A 16,079-nucleotide genomic window follows, 5' to 3' on the forward strand; every position below is an offset into this window, starting at 1 on the left:
CCTCGATGACGCTGGACCTCCCCCTCGACCGGGACCACCGACCGGACCCCGAGGCCGCCGTCCGACCACGCTCCGCGCCCGGCCCGCGCCCGGGCTGGCTGCTGGGCCTGGCGGCGGCCCTCGGGGTCGCGGTCGTGCTGTCACTGGCCGTCGGCTCCAACCCGCTGAGCCCGGGCGAGGTCCTGGCCGCGCTCGGGGACGGCGGCACGGCCGAGACCCGCTATGTCGTCCGCGAGCTGCGCGTGCCGCGCACGATCGTCGCCCTCGTGGTCGGCATCGCCCTCGGCGTCGCCGGCGCGCTGATGCAGGCCTTCACCCGCAACCCGCTGGCCGACCCGGGCATCCTCGGCGTCAACGCCGGGGCCGCGTTCTGCGTCGCGCTCGGCGTGAGCCTCCTCGGCATCCAGTCGATCACCGGCTACGTCTGGCTCGCCTTCGCCGGCGCCCTCGCCGTGACGGCCGCGGTCTACGTGATCGGCTCGACCGGGCGCGGGGCGGCGGACCCGGTCCGCCTCACCCTCGCCGGCGTCGCGCTGGGCGCGGTGCTCTCGGGGATCACGACCGGGCTCAGCCTGAGCGACCCCACGGCCTTCGAGAAGATGCGCAGCTGGAACGCCGGCACCGTGCTCGGTCGCGGTCTCGACGTGCTCGTGCCGGTGCTGCCGCTCGTCGCCCTGGGCCTGGTGCTCGCCGTCGTGGTCGCCGGCGGGCTCAACTCGGTGGCGCTGGGCGAGGATCTCGCCCGCAGCCACGGCGTCGACGTGCATCGCACCCGACTGCTGGTGATCGGCGCGGTGACCCTGCTCGCGGGATCGGCGACCGCGGTCGCCGGCCCGATCTCCTTCGTCGGACTGATGGTCCCGCACGTCGTGCGGTGGACGCTGGGGCCCGACCAGCGGACCATCCTGGTCGGGACGGTGCTGCTCGCGCCCACGCTGCTCCTCGTCGCGGACGTCGCGGGACGGCTGCTCGTGATGCCCGGTGAGATGCCCGTCGGCGTCGTCACCGCGTTCGTCGGCGCCCCGATGCTCGTCGTCCTGGTCCGCCGCCGGAAGGCGTCGGCGCTGTGAGCACGACGCCGCGCGTGGCGTTCGGCCACCGGCGCCTGCGCCTGGGGACCGGTCGCGCACACGCCGTCGTCCGGGTCCGCGGCGTCCTCGTGGGCGCGGCGCTGGCGGCCGCTCTCGCCGCGACCTCGGTGCTGGCCCTGATGACCGGGGACTTCTCCCTCAGCGCGCGCGAGGTGGTCGACGTCTTCCGCGGCGCCGGCGACGGGCTCGCCCCGACCGTCGTCCTCGACTGGCGGCTGCCGCGGGTGGTCGCGGCCGTCGTCCTCGGCGCGGCGCTCGCGGTGTCCGGCGCGCTGTTCCAGACGCTCACCCGCAACCCGCTCGCGAGCCCCGACATCATCGGGCTGTCCAGCGGCGCGTTCACCGGCATGCTGCTGACGGTGCTGCTCGTGGGCACGTCGTGGGCACAGGTCACGGTGGGCTCGGTCCTCGGCGGCGCCGCGGCCGCGGCGCTCATCTACCTGCTCGCCTACCGCGACGGGATCCAGGGCTTCCGGTTCATCGTCGTCGGCATCGCCATCTCGGCGATGCTGGCCTCGGCGAACACCTGGATGCTGCTCCAGATCGAGGTCGAGACCGCGATGTTCGCCTCTGCCTGGGGTGCCGGGACCCTCAACGGCGTCACCGGGAGCCAGGTGCTCGGCGCGGGCGTCTGCGTCGCGCTCCTCCTCGCCGCCTGCGCGGTCCTCGCGCCGGGCCTGCGCCAGCTCGACCTCGGCGACGACGCCGCGGCGGCCCTCGGCCTGCGGCCGGGACGGGTACAGGCAGCGGCCGTCCTGCTCGGCGTGGCGTTGGTCTGCGTGGCGACCGCGGTCGTCGGCCCGGTGGCGTTCATCGCCCTCGCCGCACCCCAGATCGCGCGGCGCGCGGCCGGGACGCCGTACCTGCCCCTGACGCTGACGGCGCTCCTCGGCGGCTGGCTGCTGCTGGTGTCGGACTTCGTGGCCCAGCACCTGCTGCCGGTGACCCTGCCGGCCGGCGTGGTGACGGTCGTGCTCGGCGGGGCCTTCCTGGTGTGGATGATCGTTCGCGAGCTGCGGAGGTGGAGATGACGGACCGGACCGACGGTGCGCGACGGGGGCACCCGCTGGAGGCGCGCGGTGTCGAGCTCGCCTACGACCGGCGGGTGATCAGCACCGACCTGAGCGTCGCCGTGCCGGACGGGTCGTTCACCGTCATCATCGGCCCGAACGCCTCCGGCAAGTCGACGCTGCTGCGCGGCCTCGCCCACCTGCTCTCCCCCCGCACGGGGCAGGTCGTGCTCGACGGCCGGGACATCGCGTCGTACCGGCCGAAGGAGGTGGCGCGCCGGCTCGGCCTGCTCCCCCAGACCTCGCTGGCCCCCGACGGCATCACCGTCGCCGAGCTCGTCGCCCGCGGCCGGTTCCCCCACCAGCGACTGCTGCAGCCGTGGTCGGTCGAGGACGAGGCGGCCGTCGCCGACGCGCTCGCCGCCACCCAGACGACCGAGCTGTCCGCCCGGCCGGTCGCCGAGCTGTCGGGCGGGCAGCGGCAGCGGGTGTGGGTCGCGATGGTGCTCGCCCAGGAGACGCCCGTCGTGCTGCTGGACGAGCCAACGACGTATCTCGACATCGCCCACCAGATCGAGCTTCTCGAGCTCTTCGCCCGTCTCAACCGCGCCGGGCGCACCCTGGTCGCGGTGCTCCACGACCTCAACCACGCCGCGCGCTACGCCACTCACCTGATCGCCATGAAGGACGGCGCGATCGTCGCCGAGGGCCCGCCCGCGGAGGTGATCACCTCCGCTCTGGTCGAGGAGGTGTTCGGTCTGCCCAACGTCCTGATCGCGGACCCGGTGACCGGCGGCCCCCTCGTCGTGCCCCTGGGCGGCGGGGTCGCGCCGGCGGCGGTCTGAGCCGGAGCCCCCACCACAGGGGGCTGCCACAGACGAGGCTCGTCGCGGCGCGGCCAGGCTCCGAGGACATCACGGCCCGATGGCGGCGCCCGCCCGGTCTCCCATCCGCCGAGCGGCATCGACGGCCGCGGCCTTGGTGGCGAACCAGTCCGCCGACACAGCCACTCGTTCTCCCGCCGCATCCCAGGCGCTCCAGCGCCACGAGTCCACGCCGCGCTCCTGCACGCGGTACTCCCGGCCTTCCGGCTCCACCCGGAACCGGTGTGCCGCGTGGTCGGCGACAGCCAGGCTGGCGAAGGTCGTACCGGACCAGGCGATGACGAGCCCCTCGCCGTCGATGAGCCACCAGGCGGGGCGACCTGCCGCCCCGGATTCGACGAGGAACCTCACCGTTCGTCACCGGCCGACGCCCTGAAGGACGGGGCCGCCCGCCCCTCGCCCCACCAGGCTCCTCCGTCGTCCTCCCAGTGGTCGGCCGGGTCGATGTCGGGATGCTCGGAGACCGCAGCCAGCAGATCGCCGGCGGAATGGGCGTTCCCGGACGTCGCAGCGGCAAGAAGCGCCTCGTCCCCCTGGTCGTCGCTGAACCCCGGGGGTACGACGAGAACGTGAAGCACCGTGCGCTCCGAGGTCTTCAACTCGATGAGGTGCGTGTCGTCGCGCGGGAACGATCCGACCTTGACGAAGCCTCCGGCGACCAGCACTCGCCGGGGAGCCGGATCCCAGTCAGGTGGGGAGAAGAGCGCCCGCACGACCTGCCCGTAGCCGGGCGGGAAGTGGTCGACCAGATCGGCCAGTTCCACGGCGAGATCACGGCTCTGCGGCCACCAGCCTCCGTCGAGACAGTCGGCTCCCTGCGTGTGGTTCATCCGAAGTCGAAGGGGCTGTCGTGCGGAGCCGGGCCGGCTCGTGGCCGAGTCCTCGGTCAGCGGGAGAGAAGGGACGGGAGTGCCTGGCGTCGTCATGACGACCACCTCTCGACCGGTCCGGGTGTCCGGATGGAGGCCTCAGGGCGACCAGTCACCCTCCAGGCTACCGCGCGGTCCCAGGGGGCCCTGCCGGGCTCGCCGCCGAGACGTCCCGTACGACCACCTCGGCGGCACCCCGGGCCGGCCAGACGATCCGGATCCGCAGGACCTCGGAGGTGTGCAGACGGATCAGGACGACTCCGCGCCCCCGTGCCTCGGGAAGAGCACCTGCCTTGACCCGACCGTGCCGGGTGAAGATCTCCGACGCGGCGGCCTCCCAGTCACCCGGGGCGTAGGCAATCCGGTCGACACGACCCCGGCGTGCCGGGAACTCGTCGACCAGATGCGCTCCCTCGCGGATCAGGTCGCGGCTATAGGGCAGCCAGAGACCGTCGACGAGGGCGGGATGCCGTACCTCGGTCAACCGCAGGCGCAGCGGTCCCAGCGCATCGGGGTACCTGTGGGGGTAGTGGAACGTGGGCGCACCCATGGCGCCGCCTCTCGTCGCGCCCACCGCCGCACCGGACGTGCGGCCGGAGCCTCGCACTCCACATTACGTCGGACTGCCGGGCTGTTCACGATCTGCGCGGGTAGCGGAGAGGAAGTCGACCGACGGGCCCGGATCCGGGTTTCGTGTCGGCGAGGCCCTGGTCGGGGAGGTGGGCTCCAGAAGACCGGCTGGGGTCGCCCCACCGCCAGACGAAGACTCCGGCGCTCGGGGCCCTTCCCGCGAGCGATGAGCAGTGCTTCCATTTGCTATGCGATGACCGAGAGGATCCCACTCGGGTCGGCGGACGGTGCGCGGGACGAGCGGTGGAGGGGCACATGGTGGTCGAACAGCCGGATGCGCCGTCGGGCTCTCCGCGCGTCGGCCGCTTCGCCTACGTCGTCGTGACCCGCACGTGGAAGTGGGACGACGAGGTCTTCCGCATCCACGGCACGGATCCGGACGGCGTCGAACCGACGACCGAACGCGTCCTGGGCGCCGTGCACCCCGACGACCGCGACCACGTCGCCCGGACCCTCCGTCAGGCGACCACCAGGGGTGAGCCGTTCAGCGTCTGCTACCGCCTCGACGCCGACGACGGCGTGGAGCGCCGCGTCGTCCTCGTGTGCGAAGGCGGCGTGTGCGACGTCGACACCGAGGTCCCCGTCGCACAGCTGGACGGCTACTACATCGACCTGACCGACGACTTCGCCCAGGTGGCGAGCGAGGAGGCCCGGGAGGCGGTCGCGGCCTCGGCGGAGCATCGGGCCACCATCGAACAGGCCAAGGGCAGCCTGATGCTGGCCTACGGACTCGACGCCGACCAAGCCTTCGCGATGCTGCGCTGGTGGTCGCGCGGCAAGAACATGAAGGTCCGCGACATCGCCGAGCACCTGACCACGGTGTCGAGCGCCGGAGAGCTGACCGACCAGACCCTGCGCCACTCGGTGGACAACCTGCTGCACGACGCATCGCCGTCGGCGCCCGGCTCGTGACCGGCACGTCGCGTCAGGAGTCGAGAGGCACGTGCTCGTACGCAGCGGCGAACACGGGCTCGAGCCCGGCGATGAGCTCGTCGATCTCGGCCGGGCTCAGCGCCAGGTAGGGCGCCGCCGCCAGGCTGTCGGTGAGGTCCTCGATCCGCTGCTTGGTCTCCCGGCCGGCGGTGGTCAGAGCGCCGACGCGGTCCACGAGTCCGCGCTCGGCCAGGGCGGAGGTGACCGCGTCCAACCGAGCCTTCGGCAGGTGGTGGGTGCGACCGAAGGTCTCGAGGGTGAGGCCGAACGAGGCCGCGAGGAGCGCGTGCCCCTCGATCCCGCCGATGCCGTGGGCCATCAGGGCGGCGATGTGGCCGTCTCCGCGGTGCTCGCGCAGGAGCGTGCACGCGTGCCAGAGCCGCGCGACGGGCTCGTCCGGCACCTCGATGCCGCGGAGACCGGCGTACAGGACACGACCGTCGGTCGGCGCACTGAGCGCCGCCCGGGCGGCGAGGTCAGCGACCCTCCGCAGGCCGGCGTCCTCGGCGAGGGTGCCGAGCTTGTGGCGCAGGGCGGCGGCGCTGGCACGCTCACGCAGCGCGATCGCCTCCTCGGGGCTGATCCGCCCCCACACCCACGGGATGTGGCGGGCCACCTCCCCCTCGGCGAAGTTGTAGAACACGGCGTGGACGACCTCCGCGGGCGCCCGCCCCAGTGGCGCGGCCCGGCCGGCGAAGTAGCCGTCCCAGAAGTTGCGCATCCCGACCTCCCGGAACGCGCGGTCGACACTCTCGGAGAAGCTGATCGTGGCGATCGGTTCGATCAGCTCGAACAGACGGCGGATCTTCGCCAGGGGGTGGGACATCGCAGCCTCCTCGGGTCATCGTGACACCGCGCGGGCGAACCGGCTAACGGGCGGGAGGAGCACAGTCCCGGCAGGAGTATTGGACGGTCTGGTGCCGGTAGCACGGCTCGGGATCGCGGACCTTGCGTGCCCTGGACGCCCGGCCGCCGCCTGCGCTGCTGCGGGCCCTCTGCCGCCCGGCGATGCTCGCCACGCGGCCGTCGTCGGTGAAGCCGACGCCTTCCTGCGCAAGCCGGTCCTTGGCCCACGCGACCCACTCCACCCGCTCGGGTGTCATCTCGGCATCGAACGGCAGCAGGGCGCCGTCAGCTCGTACGACCCGCCACCACGGGATGTCGGTGTCCGGGTTCCCAGGCTCGGGCCGGCGACCGAGGATGGTCGCCACCATGCGGGCACTGCTTCGCGACCGTCCGACGCGTTCGGCGAGGTCGCCATAGGTGATCACGGCGCCGGGCTCGATCGCGCGGACCGCGTCGTACACGGCCTCGTGCTCTGGGTTGGTCTGCATGCCGGGATTCTCTCAGCAGATCACGACAGATCGGGCTGCTGCGCGCCGCACCGACAGGTGTCCGCGGAGGCTGATCGAAGGTGGGCGGACCGTATCGGACGCGGTCCTCACCCGTCCGGGAGCAGCGTGAGCGCCTCGACATGGCTGGGACGCACGACTCGAAACGCCGTTGATCGAGCGTTGCGACCTCGTCGATCCCGAGACGCTCGGACAGGGCGATCACCGAGGCGTCGGTCGTGCCCAGCGGCAGGTCGTCGTAACGGCGCACCAACTCAGCCATGCGTGCGAAGTCCACGGAGGTCAGGCTGACGACCTCAAAGTCTCCAGCAGCGACCGCGTCTAGGAACATCGCCTCGACTTCAGTGCTCAGCCAGTTGGCCAGCATGTAGCCGACCTCAGCGACGACGGTCTGCGGGACGAGCAACCGACGGCCTGCCAACCGCAGACCACCAAACAGCTCCGTGCAGGCGTGATGGTCGGCATCGTTGATGGCCGCAGCCGCGATCAGCGGACCCGAGTCGCAGAGAATCACGAGCGCCGACGGCCGAAGCCCTCGGCGAGGTACTCGTCCACGTTCCGTGCGATGTCAGTGCGACCGTCCTTCACCACGCCAGCGCCGAAGAACGCTGGCGGCCACTCCCCCCGCGGCTTCTCGGAAGCCAAGCGCCGCACGTCCGCGAGCACGACCTCGACCTGATCGTCGGGGAGGCCCGCGATCAGGTGGATCAACTCGTCACGGCTCGCGGTCATGGCAAAGAGTCTAGGCGAGTCCTCCGACGATCGATGGACGCCAGGTTGCGAGCGCGTGTGCTCGCGCCAGCGGCCGAACGCGTGGACTTCGACCGGGCTGCGCCCGCGCCTCTGACCTGCGGGTTCAGACGTTGAAGCGGAACTCCACCACGTCACCGTCGGCCATGACGTAGTCCTTGCCCTCCATCCGGACCTTGCCGGCCTCCTTGGCCTTGGTCATCGACCCGGCGGCGACGAGGTCGTCGAAGGACACGACCTCGGCCTTGATGAAGCCCTTCTGGAAGTCGGTGTGGATCACGCCGGCGGCCTCGGGGGCGGTGGCGCCCTTGGGGATGGTCCAGGCGCGCGACTCCTTGGGGCCGGCGGTGAGGTAGGTCTGGAGGCCGAGGGTGTCGAAGCCGACCCGGGCGAGGACCTCGAGACCGGGCTCGGTCACGCCGGCCTCGGCGAGGAACTCGGCGGCCTCCTCGTCGTCGAGCTCGATCAGCTCGGACTCGAACTTCGCGTCGAGGAAGATCGCCTCGGCGGGGGCCACGAGCTCGCGCATCCGCTCCTTGAGCGCGTCGTCCTGGAGCTCGTCGGCGTCGCAGTTGAAGACGTAGATGAACGGCTTGGCGGTGAGCAGCGAGAGCTCGCGCAGGAGGGTGCGGTCGATCGCGGTGGCGATGATCGGCGTGCCGGCCTCGAGGGCCTCCTTGGCCTCCTTGGCGGCTTCGAGGTTGGCGGCGAGCTCCTTGACCTTGCGCGCCTCCTTCTCCAGCCGGACGACGGCCTTCTCGACCGTCTCGAGGTCGGCGAGGATCAGCTCGGTCTGGATGGTGGAGATGTCGTTGCCGGGGTTGACCTCGCCGTCGACATGGGTGACGTCCTCGTCGCGGAAGACGCGGGTCACCTGGCAGATCGCGGCGGACTCGCGGATGTGGGCGAGGAACTTGTTGCCGAGCCCCTCGCCCTGCGAGGCGCCGCGGACGATGCCGGCGATGTCGACGAACTCGACGGTCGCGGGCAGCTGCCGCTCCGAGCCGAAGATCTCCGCGAGCTTCGCCAGGCGCGGGTCGGGCACGCCCACCACGCCCACATTGGGCTCGATGGTGGCGAACGGGTAGTTCGCCGCGAGGACGTCGTTCTTGGTCAGCGCGTTGAAGAGCGTCGACTTGCCCGCGTTGGGGAGACCGACGATGCCGATGGTGAGTGCCACGGGGGGCGATTCTATGGCCGCCCGGCCCGGCCGCTCACATCGCCGATCGCATCGCCGCAGCGGCGGCGTGGGCGGGGCGTCCCCCGAGCGAGAGCCCCGTCCACGCCGCCGTGCCGGTCAGGAGCCGTAGAGGGCCCGGGCTCCCGCCGCGTCGGACGCCTGGAACTCCAGGTCGGCCGAGCTGCCGTTGCACTGCGGGTAGTGCATGATCGACGCCGCGTCGTACGGCGTCAGCGGCCGCCAGTTGTTGTCCTCGAAGCAGGTCCCCGACTCCGGGCGGGTGTGCTCGTGCCGGAAGCCGAGGGCATGGCCGAGCTCGTGGCCGAGGATGTCGCCGGGCTCCCAGGTGCCCGAGGTCCAGATGGAGTCGTCGACCAGGACGTTGCGCTGGCGCTTCGGGGTGCTGGGGAAGAAGGCGCGCGCGATGTACTGGGAGGTGCTGACCGGCTCGACCGAGAACAGCACGTTGTTGTTGCGCACGGTGCAGCTGCCGTCCTGGGTGGGCACGTGCACGAAGTTGATCCGCGACGTCGCGGCCTCCCACAGTCCGGCGCCGGCGCTCATCGCGGCGACGACGTCGGCATGGCGGGTGCCGAAGCGGGTGCTGACGCAGTAGGTCAGGTTGGCGGCCTGGGTGGCACTCCACCTGTCGTCACGGCCGCTCACCGTGTTGACGACCAGGCCGTCGTCCTTGGTCTTCCTGGAGCCGACCATGCTGGCGTAGAAGCGGCGGAGCTCGGCCCTGGTGCTGATGGCCTCGTCGCCGTTGACGACGTAGGCGCCGTCGACATCGACGTACGTCGAGGACTCGAACTCACGGAACGTCGGCACGTCCGCGGTGCTGTTCGCACCTGCGGAGGTCGACACGGCCGCGCCCGCAAGGGCGACGACGAGGCACGCGACTCCGGCGGAGATCTTGTGGACCCGAGAAGACAACATGCAAGAACCTTTCGATGGAAGGGGTGGTGCGCGCACATCGAAACGCCGCCACCCCACCGTCGACAAGAGATCTTGCGGCTCAGAAAGGAGCAGGGTCCGCGGCTGCACGAATGTGAGCCACGGACTCCCGTGCCGCTCAGCACTCGAACCGGTCCGAGAGCGCGTAGCGCAGCAACGCGACGTCGCCGATGGCGCGGCTCTCGACGAGCTCCGCCCGGTTGCCCGCGCACCAGGGGAACCCGCCGTCGCCGACGAAGCGCCGGGCCCGGGAGTCGCCGACGAAGAAGGGCGCCACGACGAGGTGCAGCTCGTCGGCGACCCCGGCGGTGAGGAACTGCGTGTGGACGGATCCGCCGCCCTCCACCATCAGCCGCCGCACCCCGCGGGACCCCAGGTCGGCAGCCAGGTCCGCCATCCGCACCTCGGCGCCGAGCGCGACCACCTTCGCGAGGTGGCCGATCCGGGTCTCGAGCTCGCCGGCGGTCGCGGCCGGGCAGTAGACGAGCTTCTCCGCGTCGCCGAGGGCGAAGAAGCGGGCAGCGGGGCTGAGGTCGCCGCGCGAGGTCACGGTGACCTTGACCGGCCCGGCGGGCCGGCCGGCCGCGAGCCGGCGACGCCTGCGCTCGGCGGAGCGGATCTGCAGGCGCGGGTCGTCGTTGCGGACCGTCGCCGCGCCGACCAGGATCGCGTCGCATCCGGCCCGCACCTCGTCGACGCGGTCGAAGTCCGCGTCGTTGGACAGCAGGAGCCTGCCCTCGCCGGCGCTGTCGAGGTAGCCGTCGAGCGAGATGCTGCAGCTCAGGAGGACGTAGGGGCGCTCGCCCATGCGCTGCCTCCCTCCGGGGCGCGGACCGTCGCGGGCACCGGGGGCGCGCGCAGGACCAGCAGGCCCGGGAGCGTCGCGACGAGGGACATGACGCCGTACCCGACGGCGACCTCGACTCCGGTGGCCGCGCCGAGGCCGGCGGCGGCGAACACCGCGGCCGCTGCTCCTTCGCGCGGTCCCCAGCCGGCGATGCTGACCGGGAGCGCCGAGGCCAGCAGGACCAGGAACGCCAGGGCGAGCACCCGGGGCGCGGCCAGGTCGACCCCGGCGGCGCGGGCGGCGACCAGGAACACCGCCGCGTGGCCACCCGCCGCGACCGCCGACAGCAGCAGCACCCCCGGCCAGGCCCGCCCGAGGGCCGCGACGGCCTCGCGCCGCGCCACCGCGACGATCGCCACGGCGAGGACGAGGAGCGCGGCGAGCGCGGCGACGGCCCAACCCCGCAGGGGGCCGGGCAGCAGGGGTACGGCGGCGCCGGCGAGCCCGGCCTGCACCAGCTGGCCGCTCCCCCGGTCCCAGGCCACCGAGCGCAGGCCGAGTCCGAGGGCGGCGGAGTCGCGGCCGTGCCGGTAGCCGCGGTGTACGTCGCCGAGGACGCCGCCGGGCAGCGTCGCGTTGAGCAGCTGGGCGCGGTAGCAGGTCCGGTACGCCGCCCGGAAGGAGATCCCGACGCCGAGCCCGTGCGCGATCAGGCTCCATCGGCCCGCGCAGCACGCGGTCGTCACCGCCGTGATGGCCACGGCGGCCGCGAGGGCACGGGGGTCGGTGTGCCGCAGCCCGTCGACGAAGGGCTCGGCGCCGAGCCGGACCGCGAGGAGGACCAGGATCGTCGCGGCCGCGAGCAGCCGGACCCCTGCCCAGAGCGTCGCCTTGTCGATGGCCTACCTCCTCCCGCTGACCGGGACTACGGGTCCGGGACCGATCCGGTTCAGCGCGTCGGCGACCGCGGCCGCGGTCTCCCGCCAGGTACCCAGGCGCTGCCGGCGCGATGCGGCGGCCCGCCGCCACCGGTCGCGGAGGCGGTCGTCGGTCAGCCACTCTCGCAGCGCCGCCGCGAGCGCGTGCGGGTCGCCGACCGGCACGAGCGCCCCCGGAAGCGCCCCGTCGGCCGCCCTGCCCAGCGCCTCGGGGTGACCGCCGGCGTCGGTCGCGATCGCGGGGAGGCCGCGGGCCAGACCCTCCGCGAGCGCCATGCCGTAGGACTCGCGGCGGGAGGGGGCCACGACCAGGTCGCTCACCGAGCGGAGCGCGTCGAGCCGGGACGGCGGGAGGGGGCCGGTGAGCTCGATCCGGCCGGCGAGGCCGAGCCGTTCGGCACGCGCGCGGAGTCCGGCGACGTACGCCGGCGCCAGGTCGAGCGCGCCCACCCACCGGCACCGCCACGCCAGGTCACGGACCTCGGCGAGCGCGGCGAGCAGGTCGGCGTACCCCTTGGCGGGGGTGACCGGCCCGACGCAGATCAGGTCCCCGCCGCCGGCCGTGCCGGGGACGACGGGTCCCGGCTCGACACCCGGTGGCGCGACCCGTACCCGCTCGGCGGGCACCGCCAGCGCGAGGACCTCTCGGCGGGCCCACGCACTGGGCGTCACGACGGCGTGGACCGCGCGGAGGACGGCGGGCTCGGCGGGTCCGGACCCCGGCATGTGCAGGAGCACGGCGACCCGGAGCCGCCCGCTCGCGTCGACGAGAGCGGTGGTGGTCGAGGCGATCAGCCCGTCGACGAGGACGACGGCCCCGTCGGGCAGCCCGGCCAGGACGGGGCCGGGGCCGGTGGCACCGACACGGTGCTCCCGCACCCGCACGCCCAGCCGGGCGAGCCCGGCACCCAGCCGGCGGTCGTAGAGGTTGCCGCCGCTGGGGTGTCGCGGGTCGTCGATGCCGTCGGGCACCAGGAAGTGGACCGTCACAGTGTCCGCTCGTAGCTCGCCCGCGCGATGTGCGACTCGTGCAGGGTCACCTCGATGCCCGCGAGGGCACGGCCGCCCGGCCCGAGGTCGCCCGCCGTGGCGCGGGCCGCCAGCCGGTCGGCGACCCAGCGGGCGAGCACCTCGGTCGAGGTGTTCTGGCCGGCGAGGCCCGCATCGGCCTCCGCGTCGGCCTCCGCGTCGTCGAGGTTGCGGTAGTGCAGGCGTCCGAGCACCTCGCGCACCACCTCGCCCGCCCGGCCGATGTCGACCAGGATCCCGTCGGCGTCGAGGTCGGGACCGGCGAACGTCGCGTCGACGACGTACGTCGCGCCGTGCAGGCGCTGCGCCGGCCCGAACACCTCGCCCCGCAGGCTGTGCGCGATCATGATGTGGTCGCGGACGGTCACCTTGAACATCACGGCTCCTGGTAGTCGATCGAGTGGCACAGGCCCGGCAGCGCGCCGGCGGCGATCCTCGCCATCACCTCGGGCAGCTCGCCGAACGCCGAGCGGCCGGTGAGCAGGACGTCGAAGGCCGGGTCGCGGAGCAGGTCGAGCGCGAGCGCCAGCCGGTCGCGATGGCGGTAGCTGCCCCGCCGGGCCGGCGCGACGGCGCCGACCTGGCTGCTGCGCAGCGTGAGCCGAGCGGAGTGGAAGGCCTCGCCCAGGGGGAGGCTGACCGGCCGGTCGCCGTACCAGGAGAGGTCGAGGACGGTGCCCTCGGGCCGCACCAGCTCGAGGGCACGGCGCAGTCCGGCCTCGGTCGCGCTGGCGTGCACGACCAGATCGGCCGGACCCGGATCCTCGCCCGGCGCGGCGAAGCCGACCCCCAGCGCGGTCGCCACGGCCGCGCGACCGGGGTCGGTGTCGAGGAGGGTCACGCGCGTCCCCGGCACCCCCGCCGCGAGTCGCGCGACGCAACAGCCCACCAGGCCCGCCCCGACCACCGTGATCCGGTCGCCGACGAGCGGCGGCGCGTCCCAGAGCGCGTTGACGGCGGTCTCGACGGTCCCCGCCAGCACCGCGCGGCTCACGGGCACCCCGTCGGGCACCGGGACCACGGCGGTCGCCGGGACGACGTACGCCGTCTGGTGGGGGTGGAGGCAGAAGACGGTGCGGCCCTCCAGCTCGGCGGGCCCGCGCTCCACGACGCCGACGCTGAGGTAGCCGTACTTCACCGGCCCCGGGAAGTCGCCCTCCTGGAACGGCGCCCGCATCGCGGCGTACTGGCCGGGCGGCACCCGGCCCGCGAACACGAGCGACTCGGTGCCGCGGCTGATCGCCGAGCGCACCGCCCGGACCAGCACGTCGCCGGCGCGGGGCTCGGGCAGGTCGACCGGCCGGATCTCGCCGCGCCCCGGCTCGGCGATCCAGTACGCCCGGGCCTCGTCGACCACCGCGGACTCCTTCCGTCCGTCCGATTGAACCGGTGTCCAGCGCTCGTCGTAGCAGTCTGTACCACCGAGGACACGGAGGCGCGATGGATCGGGTTCACCTCGACGCCCTGGGTCCCGCGGACCGGGTCACCGCGGTGCGCGCGGCGCTGGCCTGCGTCGTCGCGGTCCTGGTCGTCCGCGGCCTCGGGGAGCCGTGGTCGGGGCGGACGACCGCCGTCCTGGTCACCGTCAGCACCGTGGCGCTGCTGCTCGACGCCGTCGACGGCCAGGTCGCCCGCCGCACCGGGACGGCGAGCGCGTTCGGCGCCCGCTTCGACATGGAGACCGACGCCTTCCTGATCGCCGTCCTCAGCGTCCACGTGGCGCCGCGGCTCGGCTGGTGGGTCCTCGCGATCGGCGCCCTGCGCTACGCGTACGTCATGGCGGGCTGGGCCCTGCCGTGGTTGCGCCGGCCGACACCGCCGCGCTTCTGGGCCAAGGTCGTCGCGGCCGTCCAGGGTGTCGTCCTGACGGTCGCGGCGTCCGCCCTGCTCCCGGAGGTGGCCGCCCGCACGGCCCTCGCGGCGGCCCTCCTCCTGCTGGTGGAGTCGTTCGGGCACGACATCGTGTGGCAGTGGCGGCACCGGCACGCCGCCGCTCCTGCGGTGCCTCCGGTGCCGGCCGGCCCGGTGACGGCCACCGCGATCGTGGTCCTCTGGGTCGCGCTCGCGCCACCACGGCTCGCCGACGGCATCGGGCCCGCGGACGTCGTACGGATCCCGGTGGAGGGGCTGGCTCTCGCATGCCTGGCGGTCGTGCTGCCCGCACGCGGCCGGCGCCTCGTCGCGGTCCTGCTCGGCGTGGTGGTCGCGGCGCTCGCCGTCCTGCGCGGCCTCGGTCGGGGCTTCGACGTCTACCTGGACCGGCCCTTCCACGTGCTCGGCGACTGGTCCTACCTGCCCAAGGGCTACGAGGTCGTCCGCGACACCCACGGTGCCGGGCCGGCCGCCCTGCTGGTCCTGGGCGTGGTGGTGCTGGCGTGCGGCCTCGTCGTACTGCTGACCGCCGCCGCGCTGCGGGTCGTCCACGTCGCGGCGGGGCACCCACGGACGACAGGTCGCACGGTCGTCGCGCTGGGCACCGTCTGGGTGGTCTGCGCCGCGCTCGGCGGCCCGGTCGACCGGGTCGCGGCCGCCAGCTCGGCCGGGCTGGTCGTGGACACCGTCGGCCAGGTGCGCGCTGACCGCCGCGACACCGCGGTCTTCGCGCGCGCGATCCGGGAGGACGCCTTCGCGAGCACGCCCGGCGACCGGCTGCTCGCGGGCCTGCGGGGCAAGGACGTGCTGCTGGTGTGGTTCGAGAGCTACGGCCGGGTGGCGCTCGGGGACAGCTGGTTCGCCCCGTCCGTGGTGGACCTCCTCGCCGAGGGCGACCGCGAGCTGGCCGCGGCCGGGTACGACGCCCGCAGCGCCTTCCTCACCTCGCCGACCCTCGGCGCCGGCAGCTGGCTCGCGCACGCGACGCTGCAGTCCGGGCTGTGGGCCGACAGCGAGCGGCGCTACCGCCAGCTGCTCGACAGCGACCGGCTCAGCCTGACCGCGGCCTTCGACCGCGCGGGGTGGCGCACCGTGTTCTCGGTGCCGGCCAACACGCGCGACTGGCCCGAGGGAGCGGCATACTACGGCTTCGACCGGCTCTACGACTCCCGGGACGTGGGCTACCGGGGGCCGGAGTTCGGCTACGCCTCGATGCCGGACCAGTACACCCTCGACCACCTGCGCCGTGCGGAGCTGACGCCGGGCTCCCGGCGCCGGGTCTTCGCCGAGATCGACCTGGTCTCCAGCCACCATCCCTGGGCGCCGGTGCCGGAGCCCGTGCCGTGGCCGGAGGTCGGCGACGGCACGGTGTTCGCGGGCATGCCGGAGCGCGGCGACGCCGCCGTGGACGGCGACCGGCACCCGAGCACCGCCCAGCGCAACTACGCCGCGTCGGTGCGCTACACCTGGCGGACCCTCATCTCGTTCCTCACGACCTTCCCCGACCCCGACCGCGTCGTCATCGTCGCCGGCGACCACCAGCCGCACTCCTTCGTGAGCGGCGCGGACCCCGGCCGCGACGTACCGGTCACCGTGCTCGCCCAGGACCCGGACGTGATCCGGCGGATCGAGGGTTGGGGGTGGGAGCCCGGGATCCGCCCGGGACCGGACGCGCCGGTGTGGCGGATGGACGCGTTCCGCAACCGGCTGCTCACGGCGTACGGGCCGGCCGACCGACCCGGCTGAGCGAGCCGGCTGAGTCGGCGAGTGAACCGGCAGGGCGGCGGACGCGTGTTC

At 73.7% G+C, this 16,079-nt stretch carries 18 protein-coding genes and 1 pseudogene; 5 read left to right on the forward strand and 14 right to left on the reverse strand.

Translation table 11 applies throughout. The features are described from left to right. The first annotated feature begins 5 nt into the window (after positions 1-5). The 3 genes from ACPZVR_RS13615 to ACPZVR_RS13625 are packed head-to-tail and all read left to right on the forward strand — an operon-like array spanning position 6 to position 2,946. Complete coding sequence (locus ACPZVR_RS13615) at positions 6-1,070, forward strand: FecCD family ABC transporter permease (protein ID WP_436700141.1); 1,065 nt, start codon at positions 6-8, stop codon at positions 1,068-1,070. Then, complete coding sequence (locus ACPZVR_RS13620; RefSeq protein WP_436700142.1) at positions 1,067-2,122, forward strand: FecCD family ABC transporter permease; 1,056 nt, start codon at positions 1,067-1,069, stop codon at positions 2,120-2,122. Before ACPZVR_RS13615 ends, ACPZVR_RS13620 begins: the two co-directional genes overlap by 4 nt. Further along, complete coding sequence (locus tag ACPZVR_RS13625; RefSeq protein WP_436700143.1) at positions 2,119-2,946, forward strand: ABC transporter ATP-binding protein; 828 nt, start codon at positions 2,119-2,121, stop codon at positions 2,944-2,946. The genes ACPZVR_RS13620 and ACPZVR_RS13625 overlap by 4 nt, the downstream gene beginning before the upstream one ends. Positions 2,947-3,015: 69 nt before the next feature. On the opposite strand, the gene ACPZVR_RS13630 is transcribed toward ACPZVR_RS13625, so the two are convergent. From ACPZVR_RS13630 to ACPZVR_RS13640, 3 genes are all read right to left on the reverse strand, one after another. Then, positions 3,016-3,336, reverse strand: coding sequence for a hypothetical protein (locus ACPZVR_RS13630; RefSeq protein WP_436700144.1), 321 nt, complete (start codon positions 3,334-3,336; stop codon positions 3,016-3,018). Next, on the reverse strand, positions 3,333-3,815 hold the full coding sequence (locus tag ACPZVR_RS13635) for a DUF5994 family protein (protein ID WP_436700145.1): 483 nt from the start codon (positions 3,813-3,815) through the stop codon (positions 3,333-3,335). The genes ACPZVR_RS13630 and ACPZVR_RS13635 overlap by 4 nt, the downstream gene beginning before the upstream one ends. 163 nt (positions 3,816-3,978) lie before the next feature. Beyond that, the gene (locus tag ACPZVR_RS13640) at positions 3,979-4,404 is read right to left on the reverse strand and encodes a DUF5994 family protein (protein ID WP_436700146.1); all 426 of its coding nucleotides are present in this window, start codon (positions 4,402-4,404) and stop codon (positions 3,979-3,981) included. A 335-nt stretch (positions 4,405-4,739) separates the two neighbouring features. On the opposite strand from ACPZVR_RS13640, the gene ACPZVR_RS13645 reads away from it, so the two are divergent. Continuing rightward, positions 4,740-5,396 carry a PAS and ANTAR domain-containing protein gene (locus ACPZVR_RS13645; RefSeq protein ID WP_436700147.1) on the forward strand — a complete coding sequence of 219 codons (657 nt, stop codon included), beginning with the start codon at positions 4,740-4,742 and terminating at the stop codon, positions 5,394-5,396. A gap of 13 nt (positions 5,397-5,409) precedes the next feature. Here the strand turns inward: ACPZVR_RS13645 and ACPZVR_RS13650 are convergent, their stop codons facing one another. The 11 genes and pseudogenes from ACPZVR_RS13650 to ACPZVR_RS13700 form a co-directional block, all read right to left on the reverse strand. Beyond that, positions 5,410-6,243, reverse strand: coding sequence for an SCO6745 family protein (locus ACPZVR_RS13650; RefSeq protein ID WP_436700148.1), 834 nt, complete (start codon positions 6,241-6,243; stop codon positions 5,410-5,412). Between the two features lie 43 nt (positions 6,244-6,286). Continuing rightward, positions 6,287-6,751, reverse strand: coding sequence for an MGMT family protein (locus ACPZVR_RS13655; RefSeq protein ID WP_436700149.1), 465 nt, complete (start codon positions 6,749-6,751; stop codon positions 6,287-6,289). A 172-nt stretch (positions 6,752-6,923) separates the two neighbouring features. Then, positions 6,924-7,283: pseudogene (locus ACPZVR_RS13660) on the reverse strand (type II toxin-antitoxin system VapC family toxin); the annotation flags it as partial. Then, positions 7,280-7,501 carry a hypothetical protein gene (locus ACPZVR_RS13665; RefSeq protein ID WP_436700150.1) on the reverse strand — a complete coding sequence of 74 codons (222 nt, stop codon included), beginning with the start codon at positions 7,499-7,501 and terminating at the stop codon, positions 7,280-7,282. The pseudogene ACPZVR_RS13660 and the gene ACPZVR_RS13665, both read right to left, overlap by 4 nt. A 124-nt stretch (positions 7,502-7,625) precedes the next feature. Next, positions 7,626-8,699, reverse strand: coding sequence for a redox-regulated ATPase YchF (gene ychF, locus ACPZVR_RS13670; protein ID WP_436700151.1), 1,074 nt, complete (start codon positions 8,697-8,699; stop codon positions 7,626-7,628). A 117-nt stretch (positions 8,700-8,816) separates the two neighbouring features. Next, a complete protein-coding gene (locus tag ACPZVR_RS13675; protein ID WP_436700152.1) occupies positions 8,817-9,638 on the reverse strand; it encodes a M57 family metalloprotease in 822 nt (273 codons plus the stop codon). A 136-nt stretch (positions 9,639-9,774) separates the two neighbouring features. Next, complete coding sequence (locus tag ACPZVR_RS13680; protein ID WP_436700153.1) at positions 9,775-10,464, reverse strand: RibD family protein; 690 nt, start codon at positions 10,462-10,464, stop codon at positions 9,775-9,777. Then, positions 10,437-11,342 (reverse strand): lysylphosphatidylglycerol synthase domain-containing protein, encoded by a 906-nt coding sequence (locus tag ACPZVR_RS13685; protein ID WP_436700294.1) that lies wholly within the window; start codon positions 11,340-11,342, stop codon positions 10,437-10,439. The genes ACPZVR_RS13680 and ACPZVR_RS13685 overlap by 28 nt, the downstream gene beginning before the upstream one ends. A gap of 3 nt (positions 11,343-11,345) precedes the next feature. Continuing rightward, on the reverse strand, positions 11,346-12,371 hold the full coding sequence (locus tag ACPZVR_RS13690) for a glycosyltransferase family 4 protein (protein WP_436700154.1): 1,026 nt from the start codon (positions 12,369-12,371) through the stop codon (positions 11,346-11,348). Further along, positions 12,368-12,787 (reverse strand): 6-pyruvoyl trahydropterin synthase family protein, encoded by a 420-nt coding sequence (locus ACPZVR_RS13695; protein WP_436700155.1) that lies wholly within the window; start codon positions 12,785-12,787, stop codon positions 12,368-12,370. Before ACPZVR_RS13695 ends, ACPZVR_RS13690 begins: the two co-directional genes overlap by 4 nt. After that, the gene (locus ACPZVR_RS13700; RefSeq protein WP_436700156.1) at positions 12,787-13,767 is read right to left on the reverse strand and encodes a zinc-dependent alcohol dehydrogenase; all 981 of its coding nucleotides are present in this window, start codon (positions 13,765-13,767) and stop codon (positions 12,787-12,789) included. Before ACPZVR_RS13700 ends, ACPZVR_RS13695 begins: the two co-directional genes overlap by 1 nt. Before the next feature lie 83 nt (positions 13,768-13,850). Between ACPZVR_RS13700 and ACPZVR_RS13705 the strand changes: the two genes are divergently transcribed. Further along, positions 13,851-16,028, forward strand: coding sequence for a CDP-alcohol phosphatidyltransferase family protein (locus ACPZVR_RS13705; RefSeq protein ID WP_436700157.1), 2,178 nt, complete (start codon positions 13,851-13,853; stop codon positions 16,026-16,028). Positions 16,029-16,079: the final 51 nt, after the last annotated feature.

Source organism: Nocardioides segetis (assembly GCF_051390595.1).
Taxonomy (GTDB): Bacteria; Actinomycetota; Actinomycetes; order Propionibacteriales; family Nocardioidaceae; genus Nocardioides.